Source organism: Klugiella xanthotipulae, from assembly GCF_006716695.1.
GTDB lineage: Bacteria > Actinomycetota > Actinomycetes > Actinomycetales > Microbacteriaceae > Klugiella > Klugiella xanthotipulae.
In genome coordinates this window covers 332995-356531 of the sequence record NZ_VFPN01000002.1, presented here as the reverse complement: position 1 = coordinate 356531, position 23537 = coordinate 332995, and the positions used below count along the sequence as shown (strand labels likewise).

Genomic DNA, 23537 nt, shown 5'->3' with positions numbered 1-23537 from the left:
ATTGTCCTTTAGGCGAAAGTGATGGTTCGGGTGGGAGTTACAACTCCCGAGACGGGCTGATCGTGAAGGTCCTGTGGAACCGTATCAACTAATTCTGTGTCGAAGATGACGGCGTAGATGGGCGGGTGGGTTTCCATCGAACCGATGGTCTTGTCGAAGTAGCCGCGACCCCACCCCACCCGCATTCCCGTCGCATCGACGGCGCAGGCGGGGATGATCATCAGATCAACGTCGTTGACGGCCATGGGGCTGAGGATTTCACCAACAGCCTCGGGCACCCCCAGGAGGCCCTCGCGTTCGCTCTCACCATCGCCCACCACCCAGTCGAGGAGGCCGTCCTCGCGTGACACGGGGAAGAGGGCGCGGAGACCTTTGTCGTGGGCCCAGTTCAGGAAGGGCCGTGTGTTGGGTTCAAACCCGGCGGGGAGATAACAGGAAAACGAACGGGCTTTGTAATGATTTACGAGGTTAATAAGTTCGTCGGTGAGGCCGGCCGCGTAGCGGTCGGCGGTGATACTGGGCACGTTACGCCGGCGCTCCCGTATTTCTGCGCGGAGAGCCTTTTTCTGTCTATCGACATCATTGGTCATGGGGGACAGTTTAACTGTCGTGCGGGATTCAACCTAAGACGATCTCCGCGGGGCTAAAGTATTCGTTATGACCTACAAGGTAAGAAAAGCTGTCATCCCCGCCGCGGGACTAGGTACCCGGTTCTTGCCGGCCACCAAGGCGATGCCGAAGGAGATGCTACCGGTTGTCGATAAGCCGGCCATCCAATATGTGGTGGAGGAGGCGGCCGGTGCCGGTCTCCAGGATGTTCTCATCATTGTGGGGCGCAATAAGAACAACCTGGCCAACCACTTCGACAGTGTGCCGGAGTTGGAGTCCACCCTGGCAGGCAAGGGAGACCAGGACCGTCTCGACCGTGTGACGAAATCCACCGACCTGGCCGATGTTCACTTTGTGCGACAGGGTGAGCCCAAGGGGCTGGGTCACGCGGTCTCTCGTGCCCGTAAACACGTGGGTAATGAGGCCTTTGCCGTCCTGCTGGGCGATGATCTGATTGATGAGCGTGACCCGCTCCTCACCACCATGATTTCGGAGTCCGAGGCCCGCCAAGCCACCGTTATTGCGCTGATGGAGGTGGAGCCGTCGCAGATTCATCTGTACGGTGCCGCCGCGGTCGATCCCACTGACGACCCGAATGTTGTGCGGGTGACGGGTCTTGTTGAGAAGCCCTCCGCAGAGGAAGCCCCCTCCAACCTGGCCATCATCGGTCGTTACGTGCTCCGACCCGAAATCTTCGACGTGCTCGACAAAACCGCCCCCGGTCGTGGCGGCGAGATCCAGTTGACGGATGCGCTGCAGACCCTCGCGGTTGACGAGAGCATCGCGGGCGGGGTCTACGGTGTTGTATTTCGTGGGCGCCGCTACGACACCGGTGATCGCGCCGACTGGATCAAGGCTATTATCCGCCTGGCCGTTGATCGGGAGGACCTCGGCCCCGAATTGCGCGACTGGATCAAAACGTTTGCGAGTGAGCTCGATTAGACCACCGATTCGCTGTACAGCCCACTCAAGGGGGTAGGAATGGCTGAGCTTGCGCCCACGCTGGAACACGGTGACGTGACCGTTCGGCCGATTCGCCTGCGGGATGCACGCGAGTTGGAGAGTATCCTTCTGGCCAACCGGCACTGGCTTCAGAAGTGGGAGGCAAGCCTCCCCGGCGTTGCGGGGCCCCTTGTGGGTCAATACAGTGTGCGGCAATCTGTGCGTAATCTCCAGGCGAATGCCCGGACCGGCCAGGGGATGCCCTACCTGATTGAGTACCGTGGACGACTTGCCGGCCAGCTCTCGGTTTCGGGGATTACGGGGGGCTCGCTGGCCTCCGCCTCCCTGGGCTACTGGGTGGCTGAGGAGTTCGCCGGTTTGGGCATCACCCCCACTGCGGTTGCGCTCGTAACGGATTATTTTTTTTCGGGTCGGGGTCTGCACCGGATGGAGATCTGTATCCGACCAGAGAATGGTCCCTCGTTGCGGGTGGTTGAGAAGCTGCGTTTCCGTTACGAGGGGCTGCGTGAGCGTTACATTCACATTGACGGTGAGTGGCGCGACCACAAATGCTTCGCCCTCGTGGCTGAGGAGGTGCCCGCCGGGGTGCTTGCCCGGTGGCTTGTGGGCCGAGAATCCGGCACCCCGTCGTAATTCTGCGGTTTGAACACGCCGTTCGCTAACAGGGTACTCGAAGGTTTCGTCTCCTACTCTTGAGGCATGACGGGTGATGTGCTGGGCGGTGGTGTGGTCGTAGCAATTACCGCCGGGCTGTGGGCCGTATACTTTCTCCCCCAGTGGATCCGTAGACGACAGTTTTCGGCCACCGAACAGAACGCTCTGCGCATCCAGCGCACGCTGCGTCTGCTTGCCGAGACAACCGAGGTTCCCGATGAGGTCCGGTTGGAGGCGAACGCTCGAGAGGCGGCCGCCCAGGAGCGTATCCTGAAGTCTTCCCGGGCCCGAGACGAGGCAGAGCGGCGCAAGCTGGAGGCTGAGCATCGTAAGCAGGTGGTCCAGGCTGAGGCCGAGGCTGCCCGGGCAGAGAAAGAGGCTCGCACCGCGGCGGCCCAGGCGGCGAAGGCGGCTCGGACCGCGGCGTCAGTACAAACGCAGCCCGCGCGTGCAATGCGTGCGGCACAGGTGGAGGCGAAGAACGTGAACACAGATCAGGCACCCCGGCGTGGAGTGAGCGATGTCGTGCGGCGAGCCCGGCAGGCGCGTGCCCGCCGCGTGCGTGCGTGCGTGACCCTGCTGATGTGTGTCGGTGTCGTTGTGGCCGTCATCGGCGGCGTGACGTTAACAGCGGGAGGTTCCTCCCTGACGCTGGTTGTGGGTCTCGTAGTTGCTGTCGCCGGGCTGCTTGCGTTGCGTGCGCTGGCACCTCGGAAGACAAAGCCTGTCGCCCCTCGCGCTCCCGCGTTCCGTGATTTCGCTGCGGAGGAGGCTGCCCAGCTGCCCGTAGCAGCCCCGGCTGAGGAGACCCGGGACCGTTCCTGGACCCCCCGCCCGCTACCCAAACCCCTGTACCTGTCCCACACGAGCGCTGCCGACCAGGCCCTGGCCGCGGCCGAGGCGGAGGCCCGCAGTCGTCGCGCTGCGGAGCTGTCGGCCGAGGTCCGCCGCCTCGTTCAGCGCGAAGTATCGACCCCTGCTGCCGCGAAAAAGGTGTCCGCTCCGTCCAGTGAGGTCTTTGATGTGGAGAGCTCTACTCCCCGGGTCGAGCGTCCTCGCGTGTCGGAGCGTGCCCCCCGGGATGCTCGCACCCCGATTGATGCGACAAGCCTGCGCTCGATGGGTATTGTCGAGGAGGCAGAGCCCGGACTGGGTAACTTGGACGACGTGCTGCGTCGTCGCCGTTCTGTCGGATAACGTGGCCGGGTCTCCTCCCACGGGGGAGAGCATCCCCCAGACACCGGCAGCCGACCGCCGAGCTGAGGCGCGGATCCGTGCCAAGGAAGCCGCTCAACACGCCACCCAGAACAGGACCGTGCGGAACTTTGCCCGCTCCGGCCTCGCGGCTACTGGCGTGGTCCACGGCATGATTGGGCTTATTGCTCTCCGCCTTGCCTGGACGGGTGAGGGCGAGGCCGACCAGGCGGGGGCGCTCGCGGCGCTCACCGCCAACTGGGGCGGTGCGTTGCTGGTGTGGGGTGCCGCGGGTGGTCTGCTGGGACTCGCGGTGTGGCAGCTGACGGATGCGGCCCGGGTCACGGCCCCCTCCCGAACCACCCTGCTGTGGCGGCGGTTAAAGGACGTGGGTAAGTCTCTGGGGTACGCCGGTATCGGCATCACCGCGATGGTTTTTGCAGCGGGCGGGCACTCGGATGCCGACAGGAATGCACAGATCTTCAGTAGTGAGATGATCGCGACGCCCGGCGGCATCCTGGTGCTGATTACCCTGGGCGGGGTAGTGGGTGGCCTGGGTGGTGGCCTGATTTTTCGGGGGGCCTCGCAAAACTTTCGCGAAGACCTGGCGACGATTTCCGGAGCAATGGATACCGTGGTGCGCATCTTTGGCGTGATCGGCCACGTGACGAAAGGGTTGGCTCTGGTGGTTGTGGGGTTGCTGTTTGTGGCGGCTGCGGTCTTCACCGATGCGAGCCAGGCGGGCGGCCTCGACGGGGCGCTCAAGCACCTCGCGGGGCTGCCCTCGGGTTCGATCCTGCTCACGGTCGTGGCCGTGGGGTTTGTGAACTACGGACTGTACCTTTTTGCCCGGGCGGGGTACCTGCGGCATTAGCGGACGTGATAGTCTTTTCGAGTTGTATATGGGCCTGTGGCGCAGTTGGTAGCGCGCTTCGTTCGCATCGAAGAGGTCAGGGGTTCAATTCCCCTCAGGTCCACCACGATGATCTGGCTCGGGCCTGTGGCAAAAGCAATGAAGATTATCAGACAGTGAGTTCAGAAAGATCCCACCGGTTTCGGCGGGATCTTTCGTTTTGCTTGTGTGGCGAGAGCCTTCCAGGGGGTGCGTTTCAAGCCTGCAGGAGGGGGCCGCGCGTGGCTTCACTGTAAATGACATCGAACGGCGCTTGATAGATTGCGTTGATCTGGTGCTGATCTTCTTCCTCGACGGGGAGGAAGACCGTGTCGAAGAGGTGCAGCTTGAGCACGCTGCGAATGTGGGCTGGCGCTTGCCGGTAGGTGTTCCCGCATGTTGCGCGATGTCGAGTGCGATGTTGATGAGGTCGTCGGCTTCGGCGGACGGTTCATCCGATGTGCCGTACAGGCGCGCCGCGCAGAGCGAGGTTCCGGGACACCCCGAGAAACTGATTTCTGCACTGGTAGACGCTCCCCTGTCAACGTATTCTTAATGCCATGGTGGAGCCGTCATCGCAGACCGTCGCACAGCACACACCGCCCGCGGGGGGTGCGGGCACGTTTGCGCAGGTCCTCGTCAACACGCTGATCGCCAATGTGACCACCTCCTTCCTCTGGTTCGCACTCACCTTCTGGGTGTACCTGGAGACCCGCTCCGTGTTGGCCACCGGTATTGTGGGCGGGGCCTACATGCTGCTCGTGGCGGCTTTCTCGATCGGGTTTGGCACGATGGTGGACCGGCATCGCAAGCGCCGGGTGATGGTGCTGGCGAGCATGGTGACCCTCGCTGCCTTCTCGCTGGCTGGTGCGCTGTACCTGGCCTTTCCCGAGGTCGTGATACTCGACCTCGGTGGGCCGCTTTTTTGGGTTTTTGCCGGGACTATCCTGTGCGGGGCGGTCGTGGAGAATATGCGCAATGTTGCGCTGTCCACCACGGTGACCCTGTTGGTCCCGGAGGAACGCCACGCCAACGCGAACGGGCTCGTCGGCATGGTGCAGGGGGTCGGTTTTATCGTGACGAGCGTGTTTAGCGGGCTGGCGATCGGTTTCCTCGGGATGGGGTGGGCCCTCGCGATTGCGGTCGCGTTGACGGCGGTGACGCTGGTGCACCTCATGTTTGTGCGCATCCCGGAGGAGAAGCCCCATGCGGAGGACGGTCACGCGCCCGCCGTTGACCTACGCGGGAGTATCGCTGCGATCCGGTCCGCCCCCGGGCTGTTTGCGCTGATCATCTTTTCAACCTTCAATAACCTGATCGGCGGCGTGTACATGGCGCTGATGGATCCGTACGGGCTGGAGCTGTTCCCCGTTCAGCTGTGGGGTATGGTGTTTGGGGTCGCAGCGACGGGCTTCATCGTGGGTGGGCTCCTGATCGCCCGTTTCGGGCTGGGCCGTAACCCGATTCGCACGATGCTGCTGCTCGTGGTGTTCATGGGGCTCCTCGGCTCGCTCTTCACGATCCGGGAGTGGTGGTGGCTCTATGTGGCCGGGATCTGGGTGTACATGATGATTATTCCGGCGGTCGAGGCGTCGGAGCAGACCGTGATTCAGAAGGTGGTGCCGTACCGCAGGCAGGGGCGCGTGTTTGGGTTCGCGCAGGCGTTTGAGGCGGCCGCAGCCCCGATCACGGCGTTCCTGATCGCCCCGATCGCAGAGTTCGGCATTATCCCGTATATGAAGACGGATGCTGGGCAGGCCTCCTGGGGCTGGCTACTGGGTGAGGGCGACGCGCGGGGAATCGCACTCGTCTTCTTTTTCGCCGGTCTCGTGATGGTGCTGTTGGCGCTCGGCGCGTTCCTGACGCGGTCGTACCGGTTACTGTCGGCAGAATACCTGGCCGAGCCGACCGCGTTGGCGAGCGAGACCGTCGCTCGTGACGTATCCTCATAATTCTGAGAAGGCGGTTATCAGGTGTTCGTCGTCGTTCGTTGAACGGCGAGAATGTGTGGGCACGGGCCGCGAGTGTTAGCGTGGCAGAGGAACCATGCGCAGGTGCACCAGTGTCCGCCGATGGAGAGGCGCACGAGGTAATCAGCCGTGTTGCAGCGCACGGTCCACTCGGTGGGCGACAGCCGACGCAATGCCCCATTCGCGACAAGTTGTTGGGCCGCAGCCGCTCGGGGGTTGTCCGCGGCGACCCGGTCCTGACTATCGGGGAGTTGGCGGTGAAAATGCGCCCCGTCGTGCAGGTCCCAGCCTGCTCGGCCTGAACCGGCCAGCACGGCGAGGGTTGTCTGCGCCGCAGACTCCTCGATGGCTGCTCGTCGTGCGAGGTCCGGGACATCAACGACCGGGTCGAAGGAGAGCAGAGCGGAGACCGTTTTGGCCTGCGCGAGTGCGTGTGGTGCCGTCAGTGCCGAGAGGAGGGAGTCCTCGCCCGAGTGCCCGCGGCACGACTCGGAGGTGAGTCCGAGCACCAGCCGGGCTGTGGGTAGTTGGAGTTCGAGGACGAGCGGCCCCGCTGCCCGATCTGCGGGGCCGTAGACCGTGAGCCCCTCAACGTGGGGGAGGAGGCGTTTGGCCGCGCTCAGACGGTGCAGCCCCTCCAGGTAAACGGCGCTCCCGCCGGGGCGGGCCGAAAGCCGCAGTTCGCCACGGTTTTCGGCGAGCCATCCGCTTCGTCCCACCCCGGTCGCCGAGGGAAGCGCGCCCAGGAACCGCCGGGAGGCGGACGCTCCCACGGTGGCGGCGGCGGTGAGGCCGTGGTGCAGCGTCGCCACGTTTCCCAGCCCGCGTATCCAACAGGTGGGCATATCGACGGGACGCTCAACCGCGCTTGCGTCTGGGCCCGAGATCGTGGGCCTGTCGTCGCCGATGGCGAGCTGGAGCCGCGGGGCAGGGGCAACCGCGGCCAGTGCCTTCCGCACCCCCCGACCCATATCCACGTTGGTGGTGCCGTACATAATGTCACCGCCGTCGAGTCCAGACTCCAGCAGATCAAGGCGGGCGTAGACGCCGGTGCACGCCGAGAAGCACTCGGCCCGTAACCGGTCGCCCTGTGCCGTGAGTACGGGGTCTCGGTGTGCGGCAGGGGTATATGGGGAGTATCGGGTGGCGGTGATATCGGCGAGCGCGAGCAGGCCGCGGGTGACGACCTGGGGGTGAACCGCGCATCCGTGAAAGAACTGGGGTCTGTGCACCGGGCCGTCGGGGGTGAGGCCCGGGGCGAGGGCGAGGGTGAGGCTGGCATTCCGTGCGTCCGAGGGGGTCACAAATGTGCGGGAAGTCACGGGAGCAAGGCTACGGGGCGCCCGCTGATAGATTCCGGCGAGTCCCGGGATTCTGTGGCGATTCCCTGGGCTGTACCCTGGCTGGTATGCACGCCCAAGACCTCATCACCCTCACGCACCTTCGGCGTGCGCGCGACCTCATCGACCGGGAGTATGCCCAGCCGCTTGATGTGCCCACGATGGCCAGGCACGCGCTCATGTCGCCCGCGCACTTCTCGCGGATGTTCCGCGCCGCCTACGGCGAGACCCCCTACAGCTACCTGATGACCCGGCGCATTGAGCGGGCGATGACCCTGCTGCGGGGTGGGGCGAGTGTGACGGATGCCTGTATGGCGGTGGGCTCAACATCCCTCGGCTCGTTCAGTACCCGGTTTACCGAACTTGTGGGGATGATCCCGAGCGAGTACCGGATGGCCGACCACTCCGCCGTGGTTGCGATGCCCGCGTGTGTGGCGCAGGTGCGCAGTCGGCCCGAGCGGGTGGCGGCTTCCCGCGGGGGGAAGGCGGAGAATGGCCGAGGAGAGCAGGATTGAAGAAGCGCCCGCGACCGACCGGGCGTAGGGTGAACCGCATGACAATCACACTTCAGTACACCAACGTCACCGTCAACGATGTTGACGAGTCCATCCCCTTCTATCGTGACGGGCTCGGCCTGGAGCAGCGCAACGATGTGGCCTCTGGCGGGTTCCGCTGGGTGACCCTCGGCAGCCCCGACCAGGTGGGGGCCGAGATTGTGCTCTCCGAACCGCACGCGGGCCGCTCCCCGGCTGACGGCGACGCGCTCCAGGAACTGCTTGTTAAGGGACAGCTGCCCATGCTCGTTTTCAGCACCAATGATCTGGACGCCACGTTTCAGCGGGTGCAGGCTACGGGTGCGGAGGTTCTGCAGGAACCCATCGACCAGCCGTGGGGGCCGCGGGACTGTGCGTTTCGTGACCCCTCCGGCAATATGGTGCGGATCAACCAGCTGCCGTCCGCCTAGGTTCGGAACCGCCCGCCCCCTCGTCCTGTGGTCGTTGGAGCAGTTCTAACCCAAGGATCGCGAACACCGATAGCAGGAGAGTCCACCCCACTAACCCGGCTGTGAGTGGACGCACGAGCAGGATGATCGTCGCCGCCACCGCTGCGACCACGGCCCGCAGCAGCGTCCGTTGGGCAAAGAGCCGGGTGCCCCACTGGCCCGTCGAGATTCCGTGCCGATCCGCGGAGGTTCGCACCCACCCGATGCCGGAGGTGACGAGGCCGCGTAGACGCCGGGGTCGGCTAAACGGTCCCGCGTACCAGGCGACGAGCGCCACAACAGCGGCCAGCACGAGCACGGCGACCGCGGATTCCCTGAGTGGGTCTACGACGGTGTCGAACAGGATGGTGGACACCTCGGAGGGCAGTTGGGAGGGGCTGATCGCTGTGATGGCCGCGATCCGTGCCACCCCGAGCGCCGTGGTGAGGAGCGCCATGCTCAGGGCGAGTCCGATGGCGGCCCAGACGATCGCCACCGTGCGCCGCCGCGCCACAATGACGCCGAGTGTGAGCAGGAGGAGCACCACCCCGGGCAGCCAGGAGCCAGCGGCGATGGTGAGGCCGTAGCCGAGCTGGGCCGTGGGGACGGCATCCGATTGGGCGATGGTCACGGTGCGGTTAACCTCGGGGATGTTCTCGGCAAAGGTGAGCCCCTGCACCACGAGTGCGGTTTTCACCTCGGCGATGATGGGGCCCAACTGGAGGCCGATGGACCCGTCGGAGCCGAGACTGACGGCCGCGTCGGCATCGTTGCGCATAGCGGCAACGAGTTGGGTGTGGCTGACCCGGAGGGCTTGGGTCCACGCTTGGGCGAAGGCGTCGGAGGTGACAAACCGGTCAACGGTTGACCGTACGAGGGCCGTGATGCCCTGCGCGGCCGGGCCTTTCAGCGCGCTGAGTGCCCGGGTTGCCGCCGGGCCGGTGCCGAGGTCGGTGATGCCGTCAACCACGTCTGAGGTGAGCTGGGGGATGTCCACGTTCTCCGTGACGACCGTGACAGCCTGGTCGGTGATAAAGTCTTGCACCGCGGTGCTCTGGGCCAGTGGGGCGTAGGTGGCAACAAATTTTTCCGTGTCGGTCAGTTCCGTCTTGGCCCACGAGGCGGCGAGCGCGACGGGTGCGAGCAACGCACCGAGCACGAGGAGCGCTGTCGCGAGGAGGGTCCAGCCCCAGGACCGTCGGTTGGTAGTATCCGGGGCATCGGTTCCCGTTCGGACCCGGCTGAGACGGGCTGTGAGCGTGGCGTTGGCGGCCTCCAGCTCGGCGAGGCGTTGGGCGAGGGTGTCATTGCTGGTAGGTGTCACGGTGTGCTCACTAACGTCGCTGTTTCAGTGGGATGACAACTTCTGTGATGATGATGAGGACACCAGCCGAGAGGGGGATGGCGACGAGCGCCCCGGCAAGACCGAAGAGAGTGCCGCCCGCCATGGCCGAGATGAGCACGATTGAGCCGGGCACCTGCACAGCTTTGCTCATCACCTTGGGCGTGAGAAGGTAGGCCTCCACCTGCATATAGACGAGCATTAGGATCAGCACGATGAGGCCGGCCGTGGGGGAATGGATGAACGCCAACACGGTCATCACGGCGGTGGTGAGCACGGTGCCGATGAGGGGGATGAGGGTGATGAAGAAGGCCACAAAGCCGATCACAAATGCTCCGGGCACCCCCACGATCAGGAGCAGGATGATACTGAAGACGGCATTGCAGAACGCGAGGACCACCATCCCGCTGAGATATTTACCCACGTTCTGCAGAATCCGGTCGCTGTAGCGAATGAACGTCTCCCGGCGCGAAGCAGCGACGAGCTGGTATGCGGAACGTGTGGCGGTGTCGTAGGCACCCACAAAGTAGATGGTGAGCACGGCAATAAAAATGCCCGAGGCAATCGCATCGGCGATGGAGAAGCCGAGGCCTAGGGCACCCGACCCGATGACCCCCCACGTCTCGGGGCTGGTGAGGATGTCCTGCATCCAGGCGAGAATCGCGCCGAGTACACCGTTGCTCGCGGCGTTGCTCCCGTCAAACCACCCCTGGGCGGTGAGGCGTTGGATTTGCTCGGGGACGGCCGTCACGAGCGCACTGACCTGCTCGACCACGGTGGGGACAACCACCCACACGATCGTGATGATGACCACGACCAGGAGCCCAATCACCGAGAGGACCGCCCCCGTCCGGCTCAGCCCGCGGCGCTGAAACCAGCGCACGAGCGGGTCAAGGCCCACCGTGATAAACGCGGCGAAGAAGATGGAGAAGAGGATGCTGCGCAGGCTGAACAGCGCGAGCCCTGTTGCGATTGCGGCGAGAGCCCCGAGCGTGATGATGTACCCGCGGAGGAACGGGCCGGTGCGGTCGAGAACTCCGCGCGGAGCCTCACCGTCGTCCTTGACGAGGATTTTCCCGATCTCCGGGCCATTCTCCGCCTCCACTCGTGAGCGCTGTGTGTCGATCCTAGTCGCGGTCGGGCCGCCGGTACACTACCAAAATGGGTGATTGTGATGCCGCCCGGCCCCGCTACGATGGTGGGTGTGAACGAGACCCTGCCCCCGTGCCCCCAGTGCTCTAGCGAATACACCTACGAGATGGGCGCGCTGTTGGTGTGCCCTGAGTGCGCACACGAGTGGGGCGTTGACGCCGCCGCCGAGGAGAGCGCCGACGGGCCCGAGGAGCGCGTGATTCGGGATGCAGTTGGCAATATCCTCGCTGATGGGGACACCGTGACGGTGGTCAAGGACCTCAAGGTTAAGGGGAGTTCGAGTGGCATTAAGGTGGGAACCAAGGTGCGCAACATCCGTCTGGTGGACGGTGTGGGCGACCACGATATCGACTGCAAGGTGGACGGTGTCGGCCCGATGCAGTTGAAGTCGAGCGTGGTCAAAAAGGTCTAGCCGGAGGTGTCCGAGGCTCTGCCGGCCCCGGATGAACCGGTGCGAGCCGAGGGGCTCTCCGACAGGACAACGGCGAGTGGAGTCTGGCTGTTCCTGACCCCTCAGCGCTGGTGGCTGGCGCATCCCGCGCGGTTCCGACATGATGGGCAGATATGAAGCTGCTGCACACCTCGGACTGGCATATTGGCCGCACGTTTCACGGGCACCCCACGCTCGATGCGCTCCGCGTGGTGCTCGCGGATCTCGTCCAGCAGACCCGGGAGAGGGGTGTTGATGTGGTGCTCGTCTCCGGTGACGTGTTCGACTCGGCGATGCCAGCGGCAGAGCACTTCACCCTGCTCACTGAGACGCTTACGGCGCTGCGGGCGACCGGGGCCCGCGTGATCGTGACGAGTGGCAACCACGACTCGGCCGCGCGACTGGGGTTTCAGGCGTCGCTTCTGGCGGCATCCGGGGTGCACATGATGACCAACCCGGAAGCCTTTCTCACACCCGTGATCGTGCCGGACACCGATGGGCCGGTGGCCTTCTACGGTATCCCGTACCTGGAGCCCGCGCTGTTTCGGCATCGGCATCCGGGGGAACGGCTCGCCCGACATGATGATGTGCTCGGGTTTGTGCTCGACCGTATTCGCGCCGATGCCGCCCGGCGGGGCGGTCGCTATGTGGTGCTCTCGCACTGCTTCGCGGCGGGTCTTGACGCGTCCGTCGGTACCCCCGTCGATGCCCCCGCAGACTCACCCGGCGTGGAGCGGGACATTACGGCTGGTGGGATCGACTATGTTTCGCGTGATCGCTTCCTGGGCCCCGACTACGTAGCCCTCGGGCATATTCACGGGCGGGCGGTGCTTGCCGACGGTATCCGGTATTCGGGTGCGCCCCTGCACTACGCGTTCAGCGAGGCCAAGAAACCCCGCGGTGCCTGGTTGGTCACCCTGGATGCGGACGGCCTGGCGGGGACGGAGTGGCTCACACTCCCCGTTCCTCGCCAGCTCACGGTCCTCACCGGCGAGATCGACCACCTGCTCGCCGATCCCGCGTTGGCCGGGCACGAGAACGACTGGGTCTGCGCGATCCTGACCGACACCGTGCGCCCCCTCGACCCGATGAGCCGACTCCAGAAGCGGTTCCCCGGCTGTGCCACCCTGGAGCACCGGCCCACCATCGTGGTTGAGGACGACGGTGAGCGCTACGCCGCGCGGGTGCGATCCAAGACCGACCCGGAGATTGTCGCTGCCTTCCTCAGCCATGTGCGCAACGGACGGGGCCCCAGCTCGCAGGAGACCGGTCTCATCGCCGAGGCGTGGGGCGAACTGGACGCGGGGGAACCCCGATGAGGATCCTGCGTCTCACCTTTGCCGGTATCGGCCCCTACCGTGACGAGCAGCAGATCGACTTTGAACGACTCGAAGCGGACGGCATCTACCTGATCGCCGGTCAGACGGGCGCGGGTAAATCGACCATCCTCGACGCCATCTGTTTCGCTCTCTACGGCTCGGTGCCCCGTTTTGAGGGAAGCCGCGCACATCTGCGCAGTGACCACAGCGGCCCCGGCGACCCCACGTTTGCTACCCTCGATTTCGAGTGCGGTGGCCGCGTTTACCGGGTTACCCGCTCGCCCGAGTGGGAGCGGAATCGTAAGCGTGGCAGTGGCACCACCCGTCAGGCGGCCCGGGCCACCCTGATGGAGCTCACCAGCGAGGGTTCCCGGGGAATGTCCTCGAGCGCGCAGGAGATCGGTGCCGAGATTGCCCGCATTGTGGGCCTGAGCAAGGACCAGTTTCTCCAGGTGATTCTGCTCGCGCAGAACCGGTTTCACGAGTTTCTCCTGGCCAAGAACGAGGCCAGGCAGGATCTACTGCGCAGCCTCTTCGGCACCCAGCGCTTTGAACGCCTGCGGCTCACGCTCGTCGAGCGGTGTAAAACTCTCGGCGGTGAGCTTCAGGCTGAGCGCGGGCTCTTGGACGCCCTCGCCGATCAGTCCGCACGCCTGGCCGGGATCGGGGAGAGCCCGGGGGACCCCGATGCCGAGTGGTTCCGCTCGCTCGTACCGGCTTGCGTATCCCGGCTCGCCGCAGCGCAGGTGCTGGTGAGAGAGGCCGACGCCCGCTACGCGCTCGCCGAGGTCGAGGTCGCCAGGGTGCAGCGCATCCACGCGCTTCAGGCTCGGCACTCGGCGGCGCGCGTGGAACACTCCCGGCTCAGTGCCCAGCGCCCCCACCGCGACAGTCAGAGCGGTGAACTGGCAGCCGCGCAGCGGGCCGATGCCGTGCACTCGCATCTCCAGGCCGAGTCTGCTGCTCGCGCTGTCCGGGATGCTGCCCTGACGCGTTGGGCCGAGACGGCTGATGCCCTTCGTTCTCTCACGGGCGACGAGCCGAACCCCGAGACCGCTGTGGCGGAGGTGCGTTCGCTCATCGAGCAGCGGGGTGCCCTCGACCAGGCGCTTGCCGATGAGCGGGCCCTGCCCGGAGCCGAGGCGGAGGGTGACCGTGCGACTCGGGAGCGTGACACCGCCGAGGGGGAACGTTCCGCAACCGCTACCCGGCTGGCGGGTCTCCCCGAGCGGATTGAGGCGGTCCAGGAGACCCTGCGGGCGGCGCGTGAGCGGGCCATCCTGGTGGAGCCCCTCCGGGCTGAGCGCGACCGCTGTGAGCTCCGGCAGGCTGCCGCACGTCAACTGGTGGATGCCGTGGCCACCCACAGCTCGCTGGCCGCCGCCCACCTGACCGCGGTGACCGAAAACTCGGCGGCAACCCACGCACACGAAGAGCTCGTCATCGCCCGCTTCCGCAGCTTTGCCGCCGAACTTGCGATCCGTCTGGTGCCGGGTCAGCCGTGTGCGGTGTGTGGGGCCACGGAGCATCCGGCGCCGACCCCGGCCGCGGAGGGCGGACTGGTTGCGCCGACCGCCATCGAATCCGCCAGGCAATACATGGACGAGTGCCGCGCGCGGATGGATACTGCGCAGCGTGATCTCGCGGCGGCGGGGGAGCGGGTCGCAGCGATGCGGGTTGAAGCCGGTCCCCTGACCGTGGAGGAGGCCGCCGAGGCTGTTGCCCAGGCCAGGCAGAACCTCGACGAGGCCGAGGATGCCCGGAGCCGGGCCGCGGCCGTAGAGGAAGAACAGGCCGCCCTCCGCGCGGAGCAGGATGCGGCCGCAGCGCTGCTCGAATCTCAGGAGGAGCGGCGGGAGGCTGCCGTCAGCGCCCTCGCGGCAGCCCTCGCTACCCGTGCGGCCCTCACCGCCCGGGTGATCGAGTTGCGTGGCACCCACGATAGTGTGGCCGACCGGGTCGCCGAGCTGGAGCGACGCCGCGAGCTCACGGAGGCCTATGTGGTCGCCGCCGACTCCGCCCGCACCGCCGTGGCGGCGGCCGACGCGGCCGGGCGTGCGGTGGAGGTGCAGCTGGCCGAGCGTGGATTTGCCAGGCGAGACGACGCGCGGGCTGCCCACCGTGGTGCGGAGGACCTGGCCGAACTGGCGGAGGCTGTTGCCAGCTTTGATCGTGAGCTCGCCGGGGTATCCGCCATTCTGGCCGAGCCCGAGCTTGCCGATCTGCCCGCCGAACCGGTTGACCTGAGCGGTCCTGCCGCTGCGCTGGCCGAGGTCCGGACCAGCCGGGACGCGGCGCTGGCCGAGCGGGCTACCCGTGACGAGCGGGCGCAGCAGGTGGAGGCGTGTGTGACTGAGGCGCTCGCCCGGCTGGAGGAGCAGGAGGCGGGCAACCGGGCGCTCACCGAATTGCGTGGCCTCGCCGAGACGGTTGATGGAAAGGGACCCAATACCCGCAGTATGAAGCTGGAATCGTTTGTGCTTGCGGCCCGGCTGGAGGAAATCGTGGCCGCCGCCAACGCGCGGCTGGGTGTCATGACGAGCGGACGCTACTCGCTTGAACATGACGACTCGCTGGCCTACCGCGGGGCCGCTTCGGGGCTGGGCGTCCTGGTCTTCGACGGGTACACGGGGGTGCGTCGGCAGCCTGCGTCTCTGTCTGGTGGCGAAACGTTCCTCGCCTCGCTGGCGCTGGCGCTGGGTCTGGCCGATGTGGTAACGGCGCACTCGGGTGGTATTGAACTCGACACCATGTTTATTGACGAGGGGTTTGGCTCTCTCGACCCGGAGACCCTGGATATTGCGCTGAGCACGCTCGACGGGCTGCGGGCGGGCGGGCGCACGGTTGGCCTGATCAGCCACGTGGATGCGATGAGGGAGCGGATACCGGTCGGCGTGCAGGTGCGGGTTGCCGACACGGGTGAAAGCGCCCTCGAAACGGGGGCCGTCGGACGCCCATCCTGATCAGCGGACCCGGCGGAGGCCCGTGTTCCCCGGGCCTCCGCCCCCGTGTCTGATCGGTGCCGCTGGCGGATACCTCCGCACCGTGTGTGAAACTAGTCGCATGATTGATGACAGTTTCTGGACCTCGGGAAGTGTGTGGTTCGTCCTCGCCGTCGTGACCGCCGGTCTTGCCGAGCAGAAGAACCGCTCGCGCTGGACCTGGTTTCTGCTGGGTCTGCTCCTCGGCCCCCTCGCCACGATGCTGGTGGTGGTGTGGCCTGCCCCGGCTGCCGCCCCGTCGCCTTCCGCCACGGCCCCCACCTTCGCAGATCGATCCGGGGAGGACCCGGTCTAGCGCTCACCAGTCAACACCCATCGCGAAGCGGGCCAACGGCTGATCGCACGTTCCGGCCCACCGGTTGCGGGGGTGCGTTGCCTCGGCCTCGCCCGCACACACCACAGAAAATAAGGACTTTCCCGATGGATAAAACTCTTCGACCCTGGCCAGCGCTTTGGGCGCTTGTCGTGGGCTTTTTCATGATCCTGATCGACACCACGATTGTCTCGGTGGCTAACCCGGCCATTATGAAGGGTCTGGATGCCGACATTAACTCGGTCATCTGGGTGACGAGCGCTTACCTGCTCGCCTACGCCGTCCCGCTGCTCATCACGGGCCGCTTAGGGGATCGCTTTGGCCCCAAGAGTCTTTATCTCAGCGGCCTCGCCGTGTTCACCCTCGCTTCGGTGTGGTGCGGACTCTCGGGCGACATCACCGTTCTGATCGTTGCCCGGGTGGTGCAGGGCCTCGGTGCCGCGCTCATGACGCCACAGACGATGGCCGTCATTACCCGCATGTTTCCGCCCAATAAGCGCGGTGCGGCGATGGGACTCTGGGGCTCGGTCGCCGGCATGGCTACCCTGATCGGCCCGATCCTTGGCGGTGTGCTCGTGGATGCCGCGGGCTGGGAGTGGATCTTTTTCATCAACCTCCCGATCGGTATTGTCGCGTTCATCCTGGCGTGGCGGCTTGTTCCCCGGCTGGAAACTCACAACCACCGCTTCGATATTCTCGGCGTGCTCCTGAGCGCTGTGGGGATGTTTCTCGTGGTGTTTGGCATCCAGGAGGGTGAAAGCTACGACTGGGGCACCATCGCGGGGTCGATCTCTGTGTGGGGCCTCATCATCGTGGGTGTCCTCGTGCTGGTCGCATTTGTGATTTGGCAGGCCGTGAACAAGGGCGAGCCGCTGCTTCCTCTCGCGCTGTTCCGTGATCGCAATTTCTCGCTTGCCAACGCGGGTATCACCACGGTGGGCTTCACCGTCACGAGTATGTCGTTGCCGCTCGTGTTCTTCTACCAGGTGGTGCGTGGTCTCACACCCACGCAATCCGCCCTGATGCTCATTCCGACGGCCGTACTCTCGGGTGCCCTCGCCCCGTTTGTGGGTAAGCTGATCGACCGGGTGAATCCGCGCACGATTGCTGTGGTGGGTCTGCTGCTGCTTGCGGGGGGTCTGGCCTGGTACTCGATGCTCCTGTCGCCGGATGTTGAGATCTGGTTGCTTCTCTTCCCCAGCGCCGTTCTGGGGCTCGCGAATGCGGGTATCTGGGCACCGCTGTCCTCGACGGCCACTCACAACCTGCCGCCGCGGCAGGCGGGGGCTGGATCGGGGGTCTACAACACCACGCGCCAGATCGGTGCCGTGCTCGGTAGCGCCTCGATTGCCGCCCTGATCCAGTCACGCCTCGCGGCTGAGCTGCCCGCGGGCACCGGGTCAACCAGCACCGACTTCACCTTCTCGGGCGCGCTGCCGGAGTTTCTGCACGAGGGCTTCACCGCCGCGATGTCCCAGGCGCTGTTGTTGCCCGCAGCGGTGGCCGTGTTGGGTGCGATCCTCGTTGTGTTTTTTGAGAAGCCCCGGGCGGTGACGGGGTGGGTACAAACTCAGACGGCCACGGGTGCCGCGGAGCCCGCACCGGCTGCCTCTTAACGAATCGAGACGGGGGCTCTCTCCCGACGCTGAAGCGTCGGGAGAGAGCCCCCGTCTCTGTGTCAGTCGCGCGGATGGTGGTTATCCCCGTGGGGAAGCGCCGCCACCCGCTCCGACTAGCGGTCTGTCAGTGCAAACGCAGTGTACTGGTTCGCACCGATTTTCAGTGCCTTCGAGCTGGGGGGCAGCAGCACCTTGGTCCACGCTCGCTTGTGCGTCTTGGTTCCGTCACCGAGCTGGCCGTAGCCGTTTGCACCCGCTGCCCAGACCGTCCCATCTTTGCGGATCAGATAGGTGGTCTGAGGTCCGACCACCGCGCGGTCAACATTAGTGATCCCGATTTCGGTGGGTACCGTAATCGAGCCCGTCGTGCCGTTTCCAGAGTTCCCGTAGCCGTTGTAGCCCCAGTACTTCGCGGTGCCGTTCGACTTGATCGCCATCACGCTACGGCCCGGGTAGCTGAAGTGGTTGATTCGCACGTAGCCAATATCGTTGGGAGCGTTGATCCTCTGGGGGAAGTTGTAGTTGGTGGTTCCGCCCAGTCCTAGGCGGTAGTAGGCACCGGAGCCCCAACCCCAGATACTGCCGTTCTCGTCTACGGCAAAACCGCAGGCCCATCCGGCTGAGATGTGGATAATCTTGCCCGTCCCCACGGGGAAGGTGATCTTGGTGGGGACCTTCACGTATGCCGGCTGCCCTGCCCCCAGGCCGAGACCGTAGTATCCGTAGTTGTAGCCCCAGGTCCAGACCGTACCGTCCTCCTTGAGCGCGAGGCCCTGGTAGTAGGACAGTGAGAGCTGGGTGACGCCCGAGGAGAGCGAGGGGTGGATGGGGCGGGGGGAAAATATTCGCTCTCCGCCTACCCCCGCGGGCTCGCAGACGAAGTTCAGGTTCTTGCCCCACGCGTAGGCGGCACCACTCAGGCTGATGGCTCCCACGTTGTAGTAGCCGCCCGCGAGTTCCTTCATGGGCATGGGCGTCTTGACTTCGGTCGGCGTGTAGTAGCTCTTCAGATTCTTCGAGTCTGCCTGACCGTTGAGGCCGTAGCAGCCGTAGCCCCAGGTGAACATCCGACCGGAGCTGTTCAGCAGCGTGCCGCCGGCAGAGGTCCGTGAGAGCTGGATATCCACGGCATCGTTTGCCGTGTAGGCCACGAGGGCGGGGAGGGGCTGAGAGTTCTTGTTGCCATTGCCCAGCGCACCATAGCTCGCGTTGCCCCAGGCCCAGACCTGGCCCTGGCCGCCGGTCTGAACACGGATGTAGGCGACGGCAGTTCCCGTCAGCGCACCGAGGGTTGCGGTCGCTGTGATCCGCATGACTCCGCGCCCGCCACCGCTCTGGATGCCGGGGACCGTGCACACGCCGCTGGCGTTTACCACCCCGGTGGCGTTGACGCGGCCACCCGAGAACAGCAGATTCATCTCGGTAGAACCGGCAGCCTCGGTGGCATCGGCGATCTCCTCGTCGATGTCATCGGGTACGTCTTCGCCGTCGGGAATATCCTCGAGCGCAAAGCTGATGGTGGCTCCGGCAGCTGCAGATGCTGCCCGGGAGATTTTCTGTACCAACACGGTGGCATCGAGCAGCGCACCGTAGGGGTCCATGTCGTACACCTCTTGGGAAAAGGCGACGGAGAGGGCGTTGGGTGCGGGCGATGCGGCTGCTGCCGGTGTCGCCGTTGCCAGCGCAACCGCGGGGACGCTCCACATCGCTGCTGTGGTGACGGTCCGACGGCTGATGCCGCTGGGCTTCTCCGTTGCGGAGATTTTTTCCCGAGACTCGTGCGCTCCTGACGTATTGTTCGTGATGCCGTCAGAGGCGTTCTGTGGTTGAGTCACTTATTTCCCTTCTGATAAATAACTCCTGGCCGTGGCCGGTGTATGTTTGACGCAAAAGAGGCAGTTAATGCATTTAAATTCTGCCGGAGTGAATCTTCGCAGATGCGCGGTGAGTCCTATGAGGCCCAGTGACCTGGGGTTTTATCGAAAAATCTCCGATAGGAGAGCAAAACCCGGGGATTTAGCGAGGTAATGTAGAATACATTAATAAATGTATTAATTCGAATCAAATGTAATTCACTCAAAAATTCACCCTGATAATGACCTCACGATGTCAGAGCGAGTAATTTTTTCACCCTGGTTGTCAGACAAGTTGGCATCTGGAGAAGATTCTCGGGGCTCGCTCCGGCCTGGATCTTGGGGCTCTGTGTCGCAGATCTCTCTCCTCGGGCGTGCACAACGATCACGGAGCTATGGATGAGGTGCCGGTGGGGAAGTCGGCAGAAGCGGACCCAGCATCGCTTGCCGGGCACAGGGCCCCTTCTCTGGACCGGTGAGGGCGCGGTAATGACACAACGAACCCTGTGCGGTGAGCAACCCTGCGAGACATAAAAATGGAGGGGGAGCATGTCAGTGACTGCTCCCCCTCCGGGGTGTAGTCGGCGTTCGCACATGGGGGGGATAACGCGAGAGCGCCGACTAGTCTGTGTGGTGCGGTGCGCACCGGGTTCCACTCTACCGATCTGTCAGAGCAAACACCGTGTACTCGTTGGCTCCCACAAGAAGCGCCTTCGAGGTAGCGGGCAGGAGTGCCTTGGTCCAGGCGCGCTTGCTCTTCTTTGACCCGTCGCCGAGCTGTCCGCAGCCGCCAGAGCCGGCCGACCAGATCGTCCCGTCTTTTCGAACGAGATGCGTTGTCTGGGGGGCGGCAAGCGCGCGGGCGATATTGGTGATGCCGATATTTGTTGGCGTCTTTACATAGCCGGTCGTGCCGTTCCCGGAGTTACCATGGCCGTTGTATCCCCAGTACATCGCGGTTCCGTCCGCTTTCACCGCCACGGCGCTGCGGCCAGGGTAGGAGAAGTGGTTGATGCGTACATAGCCGGTGTCACCGACGGCATTGATGCGCACGGGGGCGTTGTAGTTTTTGGTTGTGCCATTTCCGAGGCGATAGTAGTGCCCGCCCCCCCAGCCCCACATATTGCCGTGCTCATCCACCGCATAGCCCGAGGCCCAGCCCGCCTGGATGTGTACGATTTTGCCCGTTCCTGCGGGGAAAGTGATTTGCGTGGGAACCAGAACGTAGGCGGGCTTACCGGCACCCAGGCCGAGGCCGTAGTAGCCGTAGTTGTAGCCCCAGGTCCAGACGGTTCCGTCTTCCTTGAGCGCCAGACCGTTGTACTTCGACAGTGAGAGCTGCTTAACCCCTGAGGAGAGCGAGGGGTGGATGAGGGTGGGGGTGTAGATCTTGTCGTTCCGTTTGCCTGCGGGCAGGCTCACGCTGGCATAGTTCTTACCCCAGGCGTAGGCTGCACCATCCGTGGTTACCGCTCCTACGTTGTAATATCCGCTCGCAAGAGATTTAAACTTTTTGGTGGAGTTTACTTTTACCGGCGTGTAGTACGACTTGGTATTGCGAGCGTCGCCCTGACCGTTGAGTCCGTAGCATCCGTATCCCCACGTATAGATTTCACCTGCGTTCGTGAGTAGGGTGCCACCGTGTGCTTTGCGGGAGAGCTGGATATCGACAACGTTCGTTGCCGTGTAGGAGACAAGCGCAGGAATGGGCTGCGTCTTCTTGCTGCCATTGCCCAGAGCCCCGTGATCGGCCTTACCCCAGGACCAGAGGTGTCCGGTGAGCTGAACGCGGATGTAGGCAACTGCTGAAGCGCTATAGCGGCCGAGCGTTGCGGTTGCGGTGATCTGTAAGACACCGTACCCGGAACCGCTGGTGATCGCTGGGGTCCCGCAGTAGCCTGAACCGTCCGAGATATTGGTCGCATTGGCCGAGCCGCCGGGGAAGGTGAGCGTGATCTCACCGGCTCCTACGCCCTCACTGGCGTCGATGGCGTCTTCGTCAACATCATCGGGAAGGTCGGTACCATCCGGAACCTCCGAGATGACGAAGCTTACGCTGGCCCCCGCTCCAGGAGAAGAAGATTGCGCAACTTTTTGGACCAGGACGGCGACGTTGGTCAGGGAGCTGTTGGCCCGAACATCGTAAACTTCCTGCGTGAACGCAACAGTGATTGAGTTGGGTTCGGGCGAGACAGCGGCGGCAGGGGCTGCCGAGGCAAGTCCGATGGCGGGAACAGCCCACACCGCGGCGGCGGTAACAGCGCGGCGGCTGGGGCCCTCACCCCGACGGGTCGGGGGCTCAGTCGCTGCGACCGACTCTGCCTGCATGCCGTTCCTGCCGGATTCGTATGCCTCTGATGAGTTATGAGTGATGCCATCAGAGGCGTTGTTTTCCTGAGTCAATTTTCCTTCTTCGGGGGTAACTCCTGGCGACTGCCAGTGTGGGTCATCATGAAAATCGTCTGACAGGATGTGGAATGAGTCCACAGATGCCCCTGTCTGAACGTTCCAAAGCATTGCAGATTCCCGAATATCGATTGTTGGGAGATGAGCTCACAACACGCCGAGGGCCGTCCGAGCCCATCGCGGGAAACAGCTGTATCTAGCTGGGAAATCCGAGAAATGTTGTCTCGCTGCGATGCTCCCGCAGAGAAAATCTTTTCACCTAGGGTTTCACCCCGTTATTTTTCTGGGTGCTCACTCGAGGGTTGAGGGTCACCCGGGGAAGGGTCCTTCGGGCCTGGGCCTGTGCCGATCAGACGCTGTTCAAGGACTCCCTGATCGGCCAGGTCATGAAGGGCACGTTCTGCCAGGATTGCAGAATCTGGGTGGGGGCCAAAAGACTCGATAAGGGTGCGGTGTACCGTGTCGCTGTGAGTCCATTCCCTGGTGGCCGACCAGATTAGCGAACCAACGGGGGATAAAAGAACTACCTGGTTTTCCACCAGAATGAGAATGTTACCGTCGATCTCCAGTGCATCTGTGGTGGGGCGTGCTCGGTACTGGAGCCCGGCCGAGACCGGGGCTGTTTCAGGAGTGAGCTCACCGGCTCCGCTGATCTCGGCGGAACTCCAGCTCTCGTTTCCCTCCGCAGCGGGTGGGTTGCTGAGGAGGTCCGGTAGTGTCGCTGCCTCGGCGTAGCGCACCCGGTGGACGCCGCCGGTGCGCTCAATGAGTCGGGCCAAGCTGTAGAGCGGGGCCGGATACTTCCAGAGATACGACATCTCGGTCGATAGCTCGACGATGGCTGAGGCCAGTGGAACACGCTCCACAACGGGGGTCACGCACTCTGGGTCGCGGCTCAACAACACGAGGCGGGCGAGCGATAATGGCACGCCGGGTGTCGGGGCGACTAAGCCCAATTCATCCGGACCGACCTGTGTCTTGATCGTGTCTAAGGCGTGGGCTTTCACCGACAGCGGTTTGGGGTAGCCGAGGACTGAGCCGTCGGGGAGAACGGCAACTGTCTCGTCGGTGACGTATCCCCGGTGCCGAGCCATCGCCTGTGCGGCCGTCGTTTTCCCCCGGCCCGACGGGCCCACAAGGGCAATGACGTCACCGGTCACCGGGTGGGAACTTGCGGTTGCGTGGAAGAGAAATGATGTTCCCGCGAGGTCTTCGATTCCCATAAGTGTCAGGTGGCTTGTCACGGTTGAGCGGAGAATACTGACGTCGGGTGCGGTGATCAGAGAAAGTGTCGGGGATGCGGCTGGAGGGTCGGCGGCATCCTGATCGAGAGAACACCACACGGTCAGTACAGCGTCAACACCCTCGGTGCGCAGACACCGGTTCCAGGAGACTCGAAGGGCCTCCTCGATACCGATGTGTCGGGGATCATGGATGACAAGGTCTACGGGAAGCCCCAAAATATCCACGCGAATTGTCATGTGACGACCGCCTCCT

At 64.3% G+C, this 23537-nt stretch carries 20 protein-coding genes and 1 tRNA gene; 13 read left to right on the top strand and 8 right to left on the bottom strand.

What is annotated here, in order from left to right; all coding sequences use genetic code 11:
* Window positions 1-8: 8 nt before the first annotated feature.
* The gene (locus FB466_RS07770) at window positions 9-590 is read right to left on the bottom strand and encodes a 5-formyltetrahydrofolate cyclo-ligase (protein WP_141917382.1); all 582 of its coding nucleotides are present in this window, start codon (window positions 588-590) and stop codon (window positions 9-11) included.
* A 67-nt stretch (window positions 591-657) separates the two neighbouring features.
* Between FB466_RS07770 and galU the strand changes: the two genes are divergently transcribed.
* The 5 genes from galU to FB466_RS07750 all read left to right on the top strand — a co-directional run bounded on the left by galU (window position 658) and on the right by FB466_RS07750 (window position 4400).
* Window positions 658-1551, top strand: a complete 894-nt coding sequence (galU, locus tag FB466_RS07765) for a UTP--glucose-1-phosphate uridylyltransferase GalU (RefSeq protein WP_141917381.1) — start codon at window positions 658-660, stop codon at window positions 1549-1551.
* A gap of 39 nt (window positions 1552-1590) precedes the next feature.
* Entirely contained in the window at window positions 1591-2205 is a 615-nt protein-coding gene (locus FB466_RS07760) for a GNAT family N-acetyltransferase (protein ID WP_141917379.1), read from the top strand.
* 66 nt (window positions 2206-2271) lie between these two features.
* On the top strand, window positions 2272-3423 hold the full coding sequence (locus FB466_RS13485) for a hypothetical protein (RefSeq protein WP_170206067.1): 1152 nt from the start codon (window positions 2272-2274) through the stop codon (window positions 3421-3423).
* 1 nt (window position 3424) lies between these two features.
* The gene (locus FB466_RS07755; RefSeq protein ID WP_170206066.1) at window positions 3425-4294 is read left to right on the top strand and encodes a DUF1206 domain-containing protein; all 870 of its coding nucleotides are present in this window, start codon (window positions 3425-3427) and stop codon (window positions 4292-4294) included.
* Window positions 4295-4324: 30 nt separating this feature from the next.
* Window positions 4325-4400: transfer RNA gene (locus FB466_RS07750), tRNA-Ala, on the top strand.
* Between the two features lie 129 nt (window positions 4401-4529).
* Here FB466_RS07750 and FB466_RS13480 read toward each other — a convergent pair.
* Window positions 4530-4667, bottom strand: a complete 138-nt coding sequence (locus FB466_RS13480; RefSeq protein WP_170206065.1) for a hypothetical protein — start codon at window positions 4665-4667, stop codon at window positions 4530-4532.
* A gap of 205 nt (window positions 4668-4872) precedes the next feature.
* On the opposite strand from FB466_RS13480, the gene FB466_RS07745 reads away from it, so the two are divergent.
* On the top strand, window positions 4873-6264 hold the full coding sequence (locus FB466_RS07745; RefSeq protein WP_141917376.1) for an MFS transporter: 1392 nt from the start codon (window positions 4873-4875) through the stop codon (window positions 6262-6264).
* Window positions 6265-6281: 17 nt separating this feature from the next.
* On the opposite strand, the gene FB466_RS07740 is transcribed toward FB466_RS07745, so the two are convergent.
* Window positions 6282-7604 (bottom strand): SWIM zinc finger family protein, encoded by a 1323-nt coding sequence (locus FB466_RS07740; RefSeq protein WP_141917374.1) that lies wholly within the window; start codon window positions 7602-7604, stop codon window positions 6282-6284.
* Between the two features lie 86 nt (window positions 7605-7690).
* Between FB466_RS07740 and FB466_RS07735 the strand changes: the two genes are divergently transcribed.
* Together FB466_RS07735 and FB466_RS07730 are read left to right on the top strand one after the other, a co-directional pair.
* On the top strand, window positions 7691-8137 hold the full coding sequence (locus FB466_RS07735) for a helix-turn-helix transcriptional regulator (RefSeq protein WP_141917372.1): 447 nt from the start codon (window positions 7691-7693) through the stop codon (window positions 8135-8137).
* A 38-nt stretch (window positions 8138-8175) separates the two neighbouring features.
* Entirely contained in the window at window positions 8176-8586 is a 411-nt protein-coding gene (locus tag FB466_RS07730) for a VOC family protein (RefSeq protein ID WP_141917371.1), read from the top strand.
* Here the strand turns inward: FB466_RS07730 and FB466_RS07725 are convergent.
* Entirely contained in the window at window positions 8564-9928 is a 1365-nt protein-coding gene (locus FB466_RS07725) for a hypothetical protein (protein ID WP_141917369.1), read from the bottom strand. The genes FB466_RS07730 and FB466_RS07725 overlap by 23 nt on opposite strands.
* A gap of 10 nt (window positions 9929-9938) precedes the next feature.
* Entirely contained in the window at window positions 9939-11051 is a 1113-nt protein-coding gene (locus FB466_RS07720; protein WP_246054580.1) for an AI-2E family transporter, read from the bottom strand.
* Between the two features lie 69 nt (window positions 11052-11120).
* Between FB466_RS07720 and FB466_RS07715 the strand changes: the two genes are divergently transcribed.
* From FB466_RS07715 to FB466_RS07695, 5 genes are all read left to right on the top strand, one after another.
* Complete coding sequence (locus FB466_RS07715) at window positions 11121-11510, top strand: zinc ribbon domain-containing protein YjdM (protein WP_281285165.1); 390 nt, start codon at window positions 11121-11123, stop codon at window positions 11508-11510.
* Between the two features lie 152 nt (window positions 11511-11662).
* On the top strand, window positions 11663-12847 hold the full coding sequence (locus FB466_RS07710; protein WP_141917367.1) for an exonuclease SbcCD subunit D: 1185 nt from the start codon (window positions 11663-11665) through the stop codon (window positions 12845-12847).
* On the top strand, window positions 12844-15810 hold the full coding sequence (locus FB466_RS07705; protein WP_141917365.1) for an AAA family ATPase: 2967 nt from the start codon (window positions 12844-12846) through the stop codon (window positions 15808-15810). Before FB466_RS07710 ends, FB466_RS07705 begins: the two co-directional genes overlap by 4 nt.
* Window positions 15811-15910: 100 nt before the next feature.
* Window positions 15911-16144 (top strand): hypothetical protein, encoded by a 234-nt coding sequence (locus FB466_RS07700; RefSeq protein ID WP_141917364.1) that lies wholly within the window; start codon window positions 15911-15913, stop codon window positions 16142-16144.
* A gap of 125 nt (window positions 16145-16269) precedes the next feature.
* Complete coding sequence (locus tag FB466_RS07695) at window positions 16270-17778, top strand: DHA2 family efflux MFS transporter permease subunit (protein ID WP_141917362.1); 1509 nt, start codon at window positions 16270-16272, stop codon at window positions 17776-17778.
* Between the two features lie 116 nt (window positions 17779-17894).
* On the opposite strand, the gene FB466_RS07690 is transcribed toward FB466_RS07695, so the two are convergent.
* The 3 genes from FB466_RS07690 to FB466_RS07680 all read right to left on the bottom strand — a co-directional run bounded on the left by FB466_RS07690 (window position 17895) and on the right by FB466_RS07680 (window position 23521).
* Window positions 17895-19616, bottom strand: coding sequence for an RCC1 domain-containing protein (locus tag FB466_RS07690; protein ID WP_141917360.1), 1722 nt, complete (start codon window positions 19614-19616; stop codon window positions 17895-17897).
* Window positions 19617-20291: 675 nt separating this feature from the next.
* The gene (locus tag FB466_RS07685) at window positions 20292-21962 is read right to left on the bottom strand and encodes an RCC1 domain-containing protein (protein ID WP_170206064.1); all 1671 of its coding nucleotides are present in this window, start codon (window positions 21960-21962) and stop codon (window positions 20292-20294) included.
* Between the two features lie 353 nt (window positions 21963-22315).
* Window positions 22316-23521, bottom strand: a complete 1206-nt coding sequence (locus FB466_RS07680; protein ID WP_141917356.1) for a hypothetical protein — start codon at window positions 23519-23521, stop codon at window positions 22316-22318.
* Window positions 23522-23537: the final 16 nt, after the last annotated feature.